This is a genomic window from Pseudomonas sp. FBCC-B1667 (genome assembly GCF_059133255.1).
In genome coordinates this window covers 4,097,870-4,112,245 of the sequence record NZ_CP101437.1, presented here as the reverse complement: position 1 = coordinate 4,112,245, position 14,376 = coordinate 4,097,870, and the positions used below count along the sequence as shown (strand labels likewise).

16 protein-coding genes are annotated in these 14,376 nt (G+C 61.0%); 10 read left to right on the top strand and 6 right to left on the bottom strand.

What is annotated here, in order from left to right; all coding sequences use genetic code 11:
• Positions 1–309 precede the first annotated feature (309 nt).
• The 3 genes from NL116_RS18965 (at position 310) to NL116_RS18955 (ending at position 3,368) form a co-directional block, all read left to right on the top strand.
• Positions 310–1,632 (top strand): acetamidase/formamidase family protein, encoded by a 1,323-nt coding sequence (locus NL116_RS18965; protein ID WP_494373528.1) that lies wholly within the window; start codon positions 310–312, stop codon positions 1,630–1,632.
• A gap of 145 nt (positions 1,633–1,777) precedes the next feature.
• Positions 1,778–2,617 carry an HvfB family MNIO-type RiPP peptide maturase gene (locus NL116_RS18960; RefSeq protein ID WP_494373527.1) on the top strand — a complete coding sequence of 280 codons (840 nt, stop codon included), beginning with the start codon at positions 1,778–1,780 and terminating at the stop codon, positions 2,615–2,617.
• Entirely contained in the window at positions 2,610–3,368 is a 759-nt protein-coding gene (locus tag NL116_RS18955) for an HvfC family RiPP maturation protein (protein ID WP_494373526.1), read from the top strand. Before NL116_RS18960 ends, NL116_RS18955 begins: the two co-directional genes overlap by 8 nt.
• A 70-nt stretch (positions 3,369–3,438) precedes the next feature.
• Here NL116_RS18955 and NL116_RS18950 read toward each other — a convergent pair whose 3' ends face one another.
• Together NL116_RS18950 and NL116_RS18945 are read right to left on the bottom strand one after the other, a co-directional pair.
• The gene (locus NL116_RS18950; RefSeq protein WP_494373525.1) at positions 3,439–4,749 is read right to left on the bottom strand and encodes an ATP-binding protein; all 1,311 of its coding nucleotides are present in this window, start codon (positions 4,747–4,749) and stop codon (positions 3,439–3,441) included.
• A complete protein-coding gene (locus tag NL116_RS18945; RefSeq protein WP_494373524.1) occupies positions 4,746–5,486 on the bottom strand; it encodes a response regulator in 741 nt (246 codons plus the stop codon). The genes NL116_RS18950 and NL116_RS18945 overlap by 4 nt, the downstream gene beginning before the upstream one ends.
• Positions 5,487–5,792: 306 nt before the next feature.
• Here NL116_RS18945 and NL116_RS18940 point away from each other — a divergent pair, with 306 nt between their 5' ends.
• The 3 genes from NL116_RS18940 to NL116_RS18930 all read left to right on the top strand — a co-directional run bounded on the left by NL116_RS18940 (position 5,793) and on the right by NL116_RS18930 (position 7,660).
• Complete coding sequence (locus tag NL116_RS18940) at positions 5,793–6,056, top strand: DUF2790 domain-containing protein (protein ID WP_483839884.1); 264 nt, start codon at positions 5,793–5,795, stop codon at positions 6,054–6,056.
• 48 nt (positions 6,057–6,104) lie between these two features.
• Positions 6,105–6,317, top strand: coding sequence for a hypothetical protein (locus NL116_RS18935; RefSeq protein WP_494373523.1), 213 nt, complete (start codon positions 6,105–6,107; stop codon positions 6,315–6,317).
• 131 nt (positions 6,318–6,448) lie between these two features.
• A complete protein-coding gene (locus NL116_RS18930) occupies positions 6,449–7,660 on the top strand; it encodes a cytochrome c biogenesis protein DipZ (protein WP_494373522.1) in 1,212 nt (403 codons plus the stop codon).
• Between the two features lie 9 nt (positions 7,661–7,669).
• Here NL116_RS18930 and NL116_RS18925 read toward each other — a convergent pair whose 3' ends face one another.
• Positions 7,670–8,662: an AraC family transcriptional regulator gene (locus tag NL116_RS18925; RefSeq protein ID WP_494373521.1), complete on the bottom strand. Its 993-nt coding sequence runs from the start codon at positions 8,660–8,662 to the stop codon at positions 7,670–7,672.
• Positions 8,663–8,843: 181 nt separating this feature from the next.
• On the opposite strand from NL116_RS18925, the gene NL116_RS18920 reads away from it, so the two are divergent.
• The gene (locus NL116_RS18920; RefSeq protein WP_494373520.1) at positions 8,844–9,113 is read left to right on the top strand and encodes a DUF4242 domain-containing protein; all 270 of its coding nucleotides are present in this window, start codon (positions 8,844–8,846) and stop codon (positions 9,111–9,113) included.
• A 36-nt stretch (positions 9,114–9,149) separates the two neighbouring features.
• Complete coding sequence (locus NL116_RS18915; protein ID WP_494373519.1) at positions 9,150–9,962, top strand: class I SAM-dependent methyltransferase; 813 nt, start codon at positions 9,150–9,152, stop codon at positions 9,960–9,962.
• A 133-nt stretch (positions 9,963–10,095) separates the two neighbouring features.
• Here the strand turns inward: NL116_RS18915 and NL116_RS18910 are convergent, their stop codons facing one another.
• Together NL116_RS18910 and pcsA are read right to left on the bottom strand one after the other, a co-directional pair.
• Complete coding sequence (locus NL116_RS18910; RefSeq protein WP_494373518.1) at positions 10,096–10,482, bottom strand: DUF488 domain-containing protein; 387 nt, start codon at positions 10,480–10,482, stop codon at positions 10,096–10,098.
• Positions 10,483–10,488: 6 nt separating this feature from the next.
• On the bottom strand, positions 10,489–11,211 hold the full coding sequence (gene pcsA / locus NL116_RS18905) for a phosphatidylcholine synthase (protein WP_140668928.1): 723 nt from the start codon (positions 11,209–11,211) through the stop codon (positions 10,489–10,491).
• A gap of 272 nt (positions 11,212–11,483) precedes the next feature.
• On the opposite strand from pcsA, the gene NL116_RS18900 reads away from it, so the two are divergent.
• Positions 11,484–12,209 (top strand): tellurite resistance TerB family protein, encoded by a 726-nt coding sequence (locus NL116_RS18900; RefSeq protein WP_494373517.1) that lies wholly within the window; start codon positions 11,484–11,486, stop codon positions 12,207–12,209.
• Positions 12,210–12,367: 158 nt separating this feature from the next.
• On the opposite strand, the gene NL116_RS18895 is transcribed toward NL116_RS18900, so the two are convergent.
• A complete protein-coding gene (locus tag NL116_RS18895) occupies positions 12,368–12,799 on the bottom strand; it encodes a cupin domain-containing protein (RefSeq protein ID WP_494373516.1) in 432 nt (143 codons plus the stop codon).
• A 193-nt stretch (positions 12,800–12,992) separates the two neighbouring features.
• Between NL116_RS18895 and NL116_RS18890 the strand changes: the two genes are divergently transcribed.
• A complete protein-coding gene (locus tag NL116_RS18890; RefSeq protein WP_494373515.1) occupies positions 12,993–14,369 on the top strand; it encodes an iron-containing redox enzyme family protein in 1,377 nt (458 codons plus the stop codon).
• Positions 14,370–14,376 lie beyond the last annotated feature (7 nt).

Here is a 14,376-nt window from a genome sequence, read left to right as displayed (position 1 = left end):
CTCTGGGCGGTGGTCGTGGGAATAAGCAGGACGCCAAGCACGTCCTGTGTGCATTAAGTTTAGTTCGTGCCCCGCGCGCTGCGGCCTGGAGCGACGAAAACCCCATTCACCGACCTGACACCGAACCCCTACAAGGGAATGGCGGTGTGTATCGCACTGTATCTAACCGCTGCCCTGATACATTCCACTTCACTCCCGGCCATTGCCGAACACAGCCCGGATACAAACCTGCGATGAACTGTACAAGCCATCCAGCGCCCGAACTCCGGTTCTGCCGAGGCATTCTCACTCCGTGAAGGGAACCCCCTGATGACTAAGCTTGCGTCTGAAACCAACCCCGTCGAACGCCTGCGCGTCGACCATTACACCCAAGGCATCATCGGCCCAAGCCAGCCCATGCTCGGCCCCCTGGCCGACGGTGGCACGCTGATCACCGGCACGCCGCCAGGCTGTTGGGGGCCGATGATTACCCCAGCGTTCGAAGGTGGCCACGAGGTCACACAACCGGTGGCCATTGCCGGTGCCGAAGTCGGTGATGCAGTGGCGATCAAGATCAAAAGCATGCGCGTGACCTCGCTCGCGACGTCGTCCGGGGTCATGAGTTTTGTCGAGGGGCGCTACAACGGCGATCCGTTCGTCTCCAAATTCTGCTCCAAGTGCGGCACCGACCACCCGGCCAGTCACGTCGAAGGCATCGGCGAAAACGCCATTCGTTGCAATAACTGCGGCGCCGAAGTCAGCGCGTTTCGCTTCAGCCACGGTTACGTAATCGTGTTCGATGCGCAAAATCAGGTCAGCCTGACCGTCAATCAGGACGTTGCCAACCGACTGGCGGGCAACGCGTCCGAGATGTCGGCACTGCCGGAATTCGCCGCTCAGCATTCGATCCTGTCGCTGGCCCGCGCCGACATCCCCGGCGTCGCCGCCCACATGCGCCCATTTCTCGGCAACATCGGCACCACACCGTCCCGTGACTTGCCGGACTCGCACAACTGCGCCGATTTCGGCCAATACCTGATCAACGCGCCGCACCGTTTCGGCATGACCCGCGAAGAACTGCACGTCGCGAAAACCGACGGCCACATGGACACTAACTCGATCCGCGAAGGCTGCGTGCTGATCTGTCCGGTGAAAGTGCCGGGCGCCGGGGTGTACATGGGCGACATGCATGCCCAGCAGGGCAACGGCGAGATCGCCGGGCATGCCACCGATTGTTCCGGGGAAACCGAAGTACAGGTTGAAGTGATCAAGCACCTGACGCTGGAAGGCCCTATCCTCCTGCAAAACCTTGACGACCTGCCACCCATGGCACGGCCGATGAATGCACAGCAGCGGCAGAAAGTCCGCGAACTGGGCGAGCGCTGGGGGCAACACGAGATCGAGCAGAGCGGCCCGATCACCTTTATCGGCAGCGGCGAAAACCTCAACGTCGCCGTGGAAAACGGTCTGAAACGCGCGGCGTCGGTCACCGGCCTGCCGTATGACGAGGTGCTCAACCGCGCGACCATCACCGGCTCCATCGACATCAGCCGGCTGCCTGGAACCGTGCGCGTGACCTTCCTGTGCCCGATGACCGTGCTCGACCGCATCGGCATCGGCCATCTGGTACGCGAGAAATACGACCTGGCGTAACGCCAACCCCACGGGTCTGTACCGAAGTGTGTACAGACCCGCTGCCGATACATCCAACCCGATTTTCCGCCGTAACCGAACACAGCCCCGATACAGCAATTCGATTAACTGTGATTCCGTTAGGGCAATCATTGAGATCGACACCATGCAGACCTCATCCACACCCATCAAGACCAGCGTCGGGCTCGGCCTGCGTCGCGGTCTGATGAAAGACCTTCTGGCCGCCCGTACCGGCGATTTCGACTTTCTCGAAGTCGCGCCGGAAAACTGGATCGGCATCGGCGGCGCCCATGGCCATGCGCTGCGCGCCCTGGCCGAGCGTTTTCCCTTGTCCTGTCACGGCTTGTCGCTGTCCCTCGGCGGACCGGCGCCGCTGGACATCGGGTTCCTGCAAGAAGTGCGGGTGTTCCTCGACCAGCACCAGGTGCCGCTGTACAGCGAGCATTTGAGCTATTGCAGCGATGACGGCCATCTCTACGACCTGTTGCCATTGCCGTTTACCGAAGAAGCGGTACACCACGTTTCCGCGCGCATCCGTCAGGCCCAGGACATCCTCGGCCGGCGCCTGGCGGTGGAAAACGTGTCCTATTACGCCGCTCCACAGCAGGACATGGACGAAGTGACCTTCACCAACGCGGTGTTGCGCGAGGCTGATTGCGACCTGCTGCTCGACGTCAACAACGTGTACGTCAACGCCATCAACCATGGCTTTGATCCGCAGACTTTTTTGGCCAATGTCGATTCAGGCCGGGTGGCGGGCATGCACGTGGCCGGGCACTTCGACGAATCCGACACCTTGAAAATCGACACCCACGGTGCCTCGGTGAAACCGGTGGTCTGGTCGTTGCTGGCGCAGGCGTATACCCGATTCGGCGCACAACCGACGCTGCTGGAGCGGGATTTCAACTTCCCGGCATTTTCTGAACTGGTGGCCGAACTGCAGACTATTCGCCGCTTGCAAACCGAGGGGATGAACCGTGGATAAGCCGAGCCTGTTTGAACAGCAAACCACCCTGGGCCGCTATCTGCGCGATCCGGATCACTGCGCGCCGCCCGGTGAAATGAATGCCGCGCGAGCCCAGGTGTATCGCGACCTGATTTTTGCCAACCTGTCGACGTTGCTCAGCGGCACGTTCCCGGTGCTGATCAAGATTCTCGGTGATGAGCAGTGGCGCACGCTGGTGCGGATTTTTCTGCGGGACCACCGCGCGCAGACGCCGAAATTCGGCGAGATCGCCCGGGAATTTATCGAGTTTCTCGCGGCTGGTCCGCCGGCATTGAGCGAGAGCATCTGGCCGCCGTTCATGGTCGAGTTGGCGCATTACGAATGGGTCGAGATGGCGTTGCAGCAATCCGATGCCGAGCCGTTGGCGCCGAGCGATCCGGCGTTGATCCTGGAACGGCCGTTGCAGGTGTCACCCCTGGCATCCCCGCTCGCGTATGCCTGGCCGGTGCAGTTGGTCGGGCCGGATTTTCAACCCGAGGCAGCACCTGCCCAGCCGACGTTGTTACTGGTGCGTCGGGCGGAGGACTGGAGCGTGAAGTTTTCCGAGCTGAGCCCGTTGGCGTGGCGGTTGTTGCAGCGGATCGAGGCGTTCCCTGAACTGAACGGTCGTGCACAACTGGAAGGCTTGGCGGTCGAGGCGGGGGCGAGCGGATCGGCGGAATTCATGGAGAGTGGCGCGGCGTTGCTGCGCCAGATGCACGAAGAAGGGGTGGTTGGCGTAACAGCCTGACTCACCAGAACCTTCACAAACACCCTAAATCCCTGTGGGAGCGAGCTTGTTCCCACAGTTTTACGGGGGGTTACTGACCGACAGGCCGAATCGGCAATTTCAGCTCCGCACACAAACCGCCGCCCTCACGATTACTCAGCGTCAACGACCCGCCGATGGCCATCGCCAGTTGCTGGGCGATGGCCAGGCCCAGGCCGGTCCCGCCGGTACTGCGGTTGCGTGAATTCTCTACCCGGTAAAACGGTTCCATCACCTGCGCCAGCTCCTCCTCGGCAATGCCCGGTCCGCGGTCCATGACATTCACCGACAGGCTGCCGTTTTTGCTTTCCACCTTCAATTCGGCCGCGCCCGCGAACTTCAAGGCATTGTCGGTCAGGTTCACCAGCACCCGGCGCAACGCATGGGGGCGGGTGTCAATGACGGCTGCACTTTTGCCGTTCAATCGCACGTCTTTGCCCATGTCCTGATAGTCGAACACCAGGCTGTCGAGGAATGAGTCCATGTCGGTGCGGCGGCTTTCTTCGGTGGAGCCGTGAATGCTGCGCGCGTACGCCACGCCTTCGCGCACCAGGTGTTCAATCTCGCCGAGGTCGTTCCACAGTTTGTCTTTGTCGACGGAGTCATCCATGAATTCGGCGCGCAGTTTCATGCGGGTGATGGGGGTTTGCAGGTCGTGGGAAATCGCCGCCAGCAGTTGCATGCGCTCTTTGAGGTACGCGGCGATGCGTGCCTGCATTGAGTTGAACGCCTTGGCTGCGTGGGCAACTTCGGTCGGGCCCTGTTCGTCCAGGTGCACGGCGTGGGCATTGGGGTCGAGGGTTTCCACGGCTTGCGCGAGGCGCGTCAGCGGGCGGATGGCGATGCGCACGGCCAGCCAGGTGCAGGCGATCAGCAACGCCAATTGGCCGAGCAATACGACAGGCAACCACGGCGACAGCGGCACCATCGAAGGGCGCACGTCGATGGTCACCGGGCTGCCATCGGCGAGTTTCAGGTGGACCTGAAAGTGTTTGATCGGGCCGGGGATGTCGGTCACGGTCATCGGGTAGTCCTTGCCGATGGCGTCCTTGATCGAAATCACCGCCATCGGCGTGTCGCGCATGGCCGTGCCCGGCGAACCTTCATCCAGCAAATAGCGGTAGTTGCGCCGTTCCAGTTGTTGCAACCAGCTCGCCCGTTCCGTAGCCGGCAAGCGGTCGAGGATGGCGATGGAGGTCGAGACGTCGGTCTCCAGGTTGCCGAGCATGGTGTTTTTCGCGGTTTCGTAACGCTCGTAATACTGCACGCCGAAGGACAATGCCTGGGCGAGGATCAAGCCGACCAGGAAGATCAGCGACAGCCTCGAGGCGAGGGTGCGGGGCCAACGTATCGCGAGGTTCATGAGGGCGCACCGAGGACTTCTACCGCCAGTGAAAACACATAGCCTTCGCTGCGTACGGTTTTGATGTAGGCCGGTTCGCGGGCGTCGTCCAGCAAACGCTGGCGCAAGCGGCTGACCAGCAAGTCGATGGAACGGTCGAACAGGTCGGCATCGCGGCCCTGGGTCAGGTTCAGCAGTTGATCGCGATTGAGCACCCGCTGCGGATGATCGAGAAAGACCCGCAGCAAGCGGTATTCGGCGCCGCTGAGGGCAACCATGGTGCCGTCCTCGTCCAACAGGTGACGGGCCGACGTGTCCAGGCGCCAGCGACCGAAGGCCAGGAGCCGGCCGCTTTCGGTCACCACCAGGTTTGGCGGCAGCATGCGCGTGCGGCGCAGCACCGCGTTGATTCGGGCGAGCAATTCGCGGGCAGCGAACGGTTTGACCAGGTAATCGTCGGCGCCCATTTCCAGGCCGATGATGCGGTCGGTTTCATCGTTGCGCGCCGTGAGCATCATCACCGGGGTGGCCTTGTGTTTACCGGCGCGCAATTCGCGGCAGAGCATCAGGCCGTCGTCGCCGGGCATCATGAGGTCGAGCACGATCAGGTCGACCGGCGTGGTTTCAAGAAAGGCCCGCATCTGCCGGCCATCGGCGACAACTGTGGTGCGCAGGCCGTTCTTCTTGAGGTAGTTGCCTACCAGTTCCCGGATCTCGCGGTCATCGTCCACGATGAGAATGTGATCGACATGTTCCATGGGGGCCTTGCCTCTGTAAATGGGGATGCCACGCAGTCTATCGAGCCTTGGCCCGCTTGCCCGCCACCCTTTGTATTGCAGTGTATCTGGCTTGACGGCGGATACACGCAGACGCAAAAACACACTTTTTCAGCGGGTTTGTATCGCTGTGTATCGCAGGGCGGCTTTGATACGTACCGATTTATACGCGTCTGTTCTCGACACAGACCAGATACCTCGCAGGCATCTAATAGGCTCCAACGAGGCAAACCACACCGCCTCGGCTCAATCGAACGAACTGCCCATTGAAGCCTTGAGGAAACCGCCATGAACACTAAAGCCATCTACGCCGCTTGCCTGTTTGCTGCCCTGAACATCTGCACCTTGTCGGCCCGTGCCGAAGCAGACGTTACACCCAAAACCTACACCTACGGCACTCATCTGGACATCAAGAAAGTCGTGTCGCTGAAACAGGACGCGACCCCGGTCTGCGGCGTGGTGGACGCGCAACTGACCTACCTGGATTCGCAAAACAAAACCCAGGTCCTCGACTACCGCAAAGTGGCTGACAACTGCAACTCGGATAACTGATTGCTGCGACCACCCCGTGTCCATCCCCTTTGAAACAGGAAGACCCGAATGAACAACGTAAGCCGCTACCTGACCGCTATTGCCTTCTCCGTCGCCGGCGCCGCCGCCCATGCCAATGCCGCTGTTGAACAGAACAGTTGTGGCAGTACCACCTGCTTCCAGCTGACGCCGGTGGCGCACAAGGATTCCAACGCGTTTCTGGCCGAGGATGGTTATAGCCGTACGCCGCAGGGGCAGCAAATGGATAACCAGACCGCCTGAAAACCCCACCGCCCTATTGCAGGAGTGAGCCTGCCCGCGATAGCGGTGTTGACTGACACACCGCTATCGCGAGCAGGCTCACCCCCATAGGGATTGAGTTGTGTCGCCCTTCATTATTTCAAGGTGATCCCATGTTCCTCATCGCTTTCCTGGGCGGCATATTGACCGTCCTCAGTCCCTGCATCCTGCCGGTCGTGCCGTTCCTGTTCGCCGGGGTCAAACGTTCCCGTTCCTCCATCCTGCTGACCCTCGGCGGCATGGTCCTGACGTTCGCCCTGATTTCCAGCCTGGCTGTCGTCAGCAGTGAGTGGGTGGTGCAAGCCAGTAACACCGGTCGCCACGTCGCCCTGTTCGTGATGGTGCTGTTTGCCTTGTCGCTGATTTCTGCCCGGATCGGTGACTGGATGGCCCGTCCGTTCGTGGCGCTGGGCAATCGTATTGACCCGCACAGCCGCAAAATGTCCGGCCCGCTGAGTTCGGTGATGATCGGGGTGGCCACCGGCCTGCTGTGGGCGCCGTGCGCCGGGCCGATCCTCGGTGCGATCCTCACCGGCGCCATGCTGCAAGGCGCCAATGCGCAAACCAGTCTGTTGCTGCTGGCGTACGGCCTCGGCAGCGCGCTGTCCCTGGGCACCTTGATCTTCGCCGGTCGCGGGCTGGTCAATCGCTTGAAAGCGTCGATTCCGGTCACCGGTTGGCTGCGTAAGGGGGCTGGTGTCGCGGTGCTGGCGGCTGCGGCGGTGATTACCACGGGTGCTGACAAAACCCTGCTGGCCGGCACCTCGTCCGAAGGCGTCAGCAGCCTTGAGAAAGGCTTGCTGGAAACCGTGCCGAAAGTTGTCGACTACTTCGTCAGCAAGGTCAACGCGGACTCCTCGATGGACAATGCTCAAGGCGCCATGCCGTCGCTGAACGGTGCCGTCGAATGGATCAACTCGCCGGCCCTGACCAACGAATCGCTGAAAGGCAAAGTGGTGCTGGTGGATTTCTGGACCTTCGACTGCATCAACTGCCAGCACACGCTGCCGTATGTGAAGGACTGGGTGAAGAAATACGAGAAAGACGGCCTGGTGGTGATCGGTGTGCACACCCCGGAGTACGGTTTCGAACGCATCATCGACAACGTCAAGGATCAGGTGAAAAAGCTCGGCATCACCTACCCGGTGGCCATCGACAATAACTATGCGATCTGGCGCAACTTCGATAACCAGTACTGGCCCGCTCACTACCTGATCGACGCCAAGGGCCAGGTGCGTTACACCCACTTCGGCGAAGGCAGCTACGAGACGCAAGAGAAGATGATCCAGCAACTGCTGCAAGAGGCGAAAGCCCCGGCAGCGTAAGCGATCCAATCAATGGCCCACAGGCTCTGCGCCGTGGGCCATTGGTTTTTGCGCCTGACTGCGCCGCCATGCGGCCGGTGGTGCACCGAACTCGCGACGAAACGCCCGACTGAACGCTGTATCGGTCTGGTAACCCACCTCTTCGGCAATGCGCATCAATGAGCTGTTACTGCTGCGTAACAGGTTGGCCGCCAGCAGCATCCGCCATTGCGTCAGGTACTGCATCGGCGAACTCCCCACCAATTGTTGAAAGCGCTCGGCCAACACCGATCGTGAGGTGCCGGCTGTACGCGCCAGCTCATCCAGCGTCCAGGCATGACAGGGTTTGTTGTGCAGGGCGTTCAACGCGGCACCGACAATCCGGTCACCGACCCCGGCCAGCCACCCGGTCCGTCCTTCGCCCTGTTCGTTCATGTGCAGGCGCAGCACTTCGATGAACAGTACCTCGGCCAGTTTCGCCAGCACGCCTTCGCCACCGGGTCTGGGCGAGCGGGCTTCCGCCAGGGCATAACGCACGGAAGATTCCAGCCACATGCCGGCGTTCGAGCCGCGCACGTTGACCCGGACCACCGCCGGCAGCCCGGTCAGCAACATACCGGCCAACCGCGTATCGCACGCCAGATAACCGCACACCAACCGCGTCACCGCGCCGCCTCCGCCATAACTCAGTTGCCGGGGACGCCGCGCCAGCACCACGTCCAGCCGCGCACCTTTGGCGGGCGGAAGTCCCGGTTTGGAACTCATGCGATGGGCGTCACCTTGCGGGAACACGACGACGTCGCCAGCCGTCAGCAACAGCGGCGGATCATCCCCGAGTTCGACGTAACACACACCCTCGGTGATCAGGTGAAAGATCACCACGCGCTCGGCGCCGGGCTCAAGAAGCGGCGCCGCCGTGTCGGCGCTGGGCGACTGGTAACACCAGGGCGCGGTGAACCGGGCGTTGATGAAAATCGCGCCGACCAGGCGCACGACCCGCAAGGTTTGGGACAGGGCGTCCATGGCAGTTTTCCGGTGCAGGGATGGCATTGATTGTGAGCCTGTCGCCGCAGGGCGGCCAACCTCCGGACGATCGGACAGGGTTGGCCGACGATCGGGCAGGACGTCGGTGTGCGCCGGGGTGATAGTTCACTCACAGGGCCACTACCGATCCTGTCATCAATAACAAGAATGAGAGGTTGCCATGCCTAAGTTCGTCATAGAACGCGAGATCCCCGGCGCTGGAACACTGTCAGAACGGGATTTGAAAGCCGCTGCGCTAAAGTCCTGCAATGTGTTGCGCGAGTTGCCAGAGGTGCAGTGGCTTCAGAGTTATGTCACCGGTGACAAGCTCTACTGCGTATACATCTCACCCAGCGAAGCGCTCATCAAAGAACACGCCACCCGCAGTGGTTTCCCGGCCACTCGTATTTCCCAAGTGACAAGCATTATCGATCCCACCACGGCCGAATAGACTGCGGTCGGTTGCCATCCGTACGGAGCAGACTTCATGAGTACACCGATTGATCTCACTGCCCTGAAAAACCGCCAGATGGCCTCCTGGGCCAGCGGCGATTACGCCATTATCGGCACCACGTTGCAGATTGTCGGCGAGCAACTTGCCGAAGCCTGCGACCTGCTCTGTGACGAGCGGGTGCTGGACGTCGCCGCCGGCAACGGCAACGCGACACTCGCCGCGGCACGCCGGGGCTGCAACGTCACCTCGACCGACTACGTGGCCGCCTTACTGGAACGGGGTGAAGACAGGGCGAGGGCAGAACGCCTGGAAGTGACTTTCCAGGTGGCCGACGCCGAAGCGTTGCCGTTCGAGGACGCCAGCTTCGATGCCGTGTTGTCGACCTTCGGCGTGATGTTCACGCCCGACCAGCCCACAGCTGCCGCAGAACTGGCGCGAGTCTGCCGCCCCGGTGGGCGGATCGGCCTGGCCAACTGGACGCCGGAAGGTTTCGTCGGCCAGATGTTCAAGACCCTGGGCCGCCACATGCCGCCGCTCCCCGGCGCACAACCGCCCTCGAACTGGGGAATCGAAGCCTGGTTGCACGAGCACTTCGATGAGCGCAACTTCCTGGTTCAGGTGACGCGGCGGACCTTCAACTTCCGCTATCGCTCAGCGGCGCATTTCATCGATATCTTTCGCAACTGGTACGGCCCGCTCCACAAGGCCTTCGCGGCGCTGCCTCCTGAGGGCGCCAAGGCATTTGAGGGTGACCTGACTGAATTGATCAACCGGATGAACAGGGCGGGAGAAAAATCGCTGGTGGTGCCCAGTGAATACCTCGAAGTAGTCATCACAAGGCGCTGAGCTGGCGTAGATCTAACCGTAGGAGCTGAGCTTGCTCGCGATGGCGGCGGCACAGTCAACACAGAGGTGGCTGACAGACCGCTATCGCGAGCAAGCTCAGCTCCTACAGGGGATTTGGTATGTTTTTGGAGGTTTACACGATGCTGGCGCCTCGGGCTGTCAGGAGTTCGCGCAATACCGAGCGATGGCAGTGCGCTTCGTCCTCGCAGTAACAACCGAGGGCCAATGAGGTTTGATGGGAGAGGGCGGCCAGCAGGTCGAGTAGCTGACTCGGCGCGGGATGATTCATCTCAGCCTTGAACTTGCGCCTGAAGGCGTCCCAGGCCTTTTCATGGGTGGCCGCCTTGGCCTCGGCGACCAATTCCGCGCTCGGCGACAGCAGCGGCTGCCACACATCATAAAAATCCCGGCGGGCAAACTCGGCCTTCGGTACGCCACGGGGCGGGCGGCGGACAGTGCCCAGGCGCAGGCCTTCATCGGGTGTGCGCGGTGAGCCGAGTCGAACGATGTGAATGGCCATGGTGGATTAAGAGTGACGCGAGCCGTCAAACCACTCCAGTGCCGTGCGCCAGATGCAGATCCCCAGAAAATACGCCGACATCAGCAACCAAAGCCCCATCACCATCGGGTTGATGACCGGATGATTGATCACCAGGGACAGACTGCACAGCAGCCAGATCGCCGTCACGGCGATGTTGATCGGCATGAAGCGGCGCACGCGGAAAGGGTGCAGGAACTTCATCCGGGTCACGGTCAGCAAGGCCAGACCGATGACGGTCAGCAACGTAATCCAGGGTGACGGTGCGATGATGTACAGGCACAGCGCAACCACGTTCCACGCGGCCGGAAAGCCCTGGAAGTAATTGTCTTTACTCTTCATGTTGACGTTGCAGAAGCAGAACAGCGACGACACCAGAATCAGCGACACGGTCAGCAGCAGCGTGTAGTCCGGCAGCGGGATGTAGCGATAGATGAACAGCGCCGGGATAAACACATAGGTCAGGTAGTCGATCACCAGGTCCAGGATCGAGCCATCGAAGCTGGGCAGCACTGATTGCACATTGACCTTGCGCGCCAGTGCGCCGTCGAGCCCGTCAACGATCAGCGCGACACCCAGCCACAGCAGGCAGTGGGTCGGCTGGTTTTCCAGCAGCGCCAGGGTGGCGAGGAAGGCGGTCACCACACCAGTGGCGGTAAAACCATGGGCGCCCCATGCTTTGAGCCTGGCAATGTGTACGGTCGAAATCACGGGGGGCGTTCTCCAGAAAGTGAAGCAAGCCTGTTATCACCCCTTCAAGCGGGGGCGTCGGCAAACCGGGTCGGGTTGCAGGTATCGACCGGAAAATCGGGAATAAGGTTCACCCTCAGTAAATCTTAGCCAATACCCCGGAAAAAACCGGGGTATTCAATGTCACGGCCGCGAGGTGCCCGGCTTTTACGTCAGCCCAACGGTGGTGGCGCATTTGCCGACGAGGACTATCGTTGCCTGACTGGATCTCTTTCCTTTATGAGGCCGTCGTCATGAACACCAGCGATTTGCTCGAACAATTACTGCGGGCCGGCCAGGGTTCGATGGCTCAGCAGGGCGGCGGTGGAGCATCGTCGCAAGATCCGCTTGGCGGACTGGGCGGGTTACTCGGCGGCCTGATAGGCGGCGGGGCCGGTTCAAGTGCGGGTGGCGGCGGTTTGGGTGGATTGCTCGGTGGGTTGTTGGGCGGCGGTTCACCCACGGGCGGCTCAACCCAGCGTCGCTTCGGGGGTGGCAGCAACTATGCGGCCCTGGCGTCATTGGGAATGATGGCATTTCAGGCGTATCAGGCCTGGCAGCGCAGTCAGGCCTCGGCCCCGCAACAGGCGCCGCGCACGGTGGATCTGTTGTCCGGCCCGGAAGTGGAGGACCACAGCCATGCCGTATTGCGCGCATTGATCGCGGCGGCGAAGGCCGATGGCCGGATTGATGACGCCGAAAGGCAGATGATCAGCTCCGAAATTGGCAAACACACCGATGACCCGGACCTTCAGCAATGGCTGGATGAAGAGGTCGCCCGGCCGCTGGATGCCGATGATGTGGCGGTGTCGGCCACTGATCCGGCGATTGCGGCGGAAATGTATTTGGCGAGTGTGATGCTGGTGAATGATCAGGGAGATGCCGAGCGTGCTTATCTGGATGAATTGGCAGCGGCACTGAAGATAGAGCCTGAATTGCAGGTGCATCTGGAGCAGCAGGCCAAGGGTGGTGTTGCCTGAGGGACAGCCTCAAAAACTGTGTTGTTCATGAGATTGCTTTCGCGAGCAAGCCCGCTCCCACATTTGACCGAGTTCTACCCGACGCACGCGATTAAACGTGGGAGCGGGCTTGCCCGCGAAGAACGATAACGCGGACAAGCGTCTGACTCGAACCCCGGCTAAACCAGAAACTTGACGCCATACTCCTCGGCAATCTCAAGTATCCGCGGCAGGTCTTCAGGTACTTTGAGGCGATCCATCGCCGCAAAGAACTGCCCACCCCGCGGGTCCGACACCACACCAATCATTTTCGCCGTCGGGCTGATGTTCTTGTAAGCATGAATCGACCCACCGGGAATATGCACATACCCCCCGGCAGAAACCCTGTTGGACACGCCTGCCACCGTCACTTCAACCTGCCCGTCGACCACATAAAACGCCTCGTCCCACGGATGAAAGTGCGGTGGCGGGCCACCTCCTTGCACGCCTTCCTGAATGTGCATTTCAAAGGGTTTGCTCAGATCACCGCCGGCCAGGATCGTGATCTTTTCGCCGACGACATTCACCGGTGCCGGCGATGTGGCCGACGCGGTGACATGAACCGTTCGCATGATTGCTCTCCAGAGGGTGAACCTGCACCTGCTGAGTATATTCGCTCGCGGCCCTGCCGCTGCCGGGGCCACAGGCCCGTCTGTCCGGGCAATTTCAACGCCGATTGAATTTTTCTCCGGCACTGTCGCTCTGCTGATGTAGAGACGTGTTGCTGAACGTCCTGCCACTGGCCATAGACCGAGGGATGCGCCCATGACTGCCCTGACACGACTCCACGCCCGGCCTGCCCATGAGCAGGCGATCTCTGCCGCCGGCAGCCTGAAGCAAACCTACGAACAGTTGCTGCTGAGCGACAACGCGCAGCCATTGGCCCGGACCTTTTTGCAGACACAACTCCAGCACGCCGCGGACCTGCCTCAGGAGATGCCTGAAAACCTGGCGGCCCTGCAAGATTTCGTCGAACAGCACTTTGCCGAAGTGGCTCGCCAATACGCCGATTACCTCAAAGCCCGCAAAGCAGGGGGCGGACGGCAGTTTTTCAGCAACAAGGCCCACGCCCTGTTTTTCCTGCAAGCGGTTGCGCCGACTAAACTGGTCGATGGCGCCTGGCTGTCCGGGGTACTGCAACACTGGCGCGACCCGCGTTTCGACGGTCTGATCTGCACTTATCTGGAAGAATTGGGCGACGGCAACCCGACGCAGAATCATGTGGTGATTTATCGCAGGCTGCTGGCCGAGCTGGGCTTGCAGGACAGCGGCGTGATCGCCGATGAGCATTACTTGCAAGGTGCGATCCAGTTGGCATTGGGTGAATGCGCCGACGAATGCTTGCCCGAGGTGATCGGTTACAACCTGGGCTATGAACAACTGCCGCTGCATCTGCTGATCAGCGCCTATGAACTGGCTGAGCTCGGCATCGATCCCTATTACTTCACGTTGCACGTGACCATCGACAACGCCAGCACCGGCCACGCGCACAAAGCCGTGCAGTCGGTGTCGCAACTGATGCCGCTGGAGGGTGATCGTGACGAGTTTCTGCGACGGGTCGCATTGGGCTATCGGCTGAATGATTTGGGCCTGGGCAGTCGGGCGATCATCGAATCGTTTGACCTCTACGGCGAAGTGCTGAGCATGCTCGAACGCAAGCGTCCGTTCGGCCAGCACATGCATTCCGACTACTGCCGATTTGAAGGCAAGACGGTCAACCAATGGTTATCGGCGCCCGAACAGTTACCCGATTTCCTCGCTGCCCTGGAAAACAAGGGCTGGATCAAGCGCCACCAAGACCCGCAAGCCAGCCGTTTCTGGCAGTTGATCGAGGGCGATGGTGCAGCCATGTTCGGGGTGTTTAGCCCTTATGAAAAACAGCTGTTGCACGACTGGATAGCCGGCGACTGGGCGCCCGAGTGTCTACCACCGGCGTATCGGCGTACCCGCCACGACGACGTCGAACCCGAGTTGCCGGCCAGCGATCCGGATGTCCAGAGCCTGCAATCCGCGCTACAGGGACGGTCCGCTGCCGAGCAGATGCAGGTACTGATCCCGTGGCTGTCGGCACAGCGCCATGCTCATCCCGCCGGCCTGCTGGCCACGCGTCGATTCATCGAGCTCAAATCCAGCCTTCACTAAGGAGCCT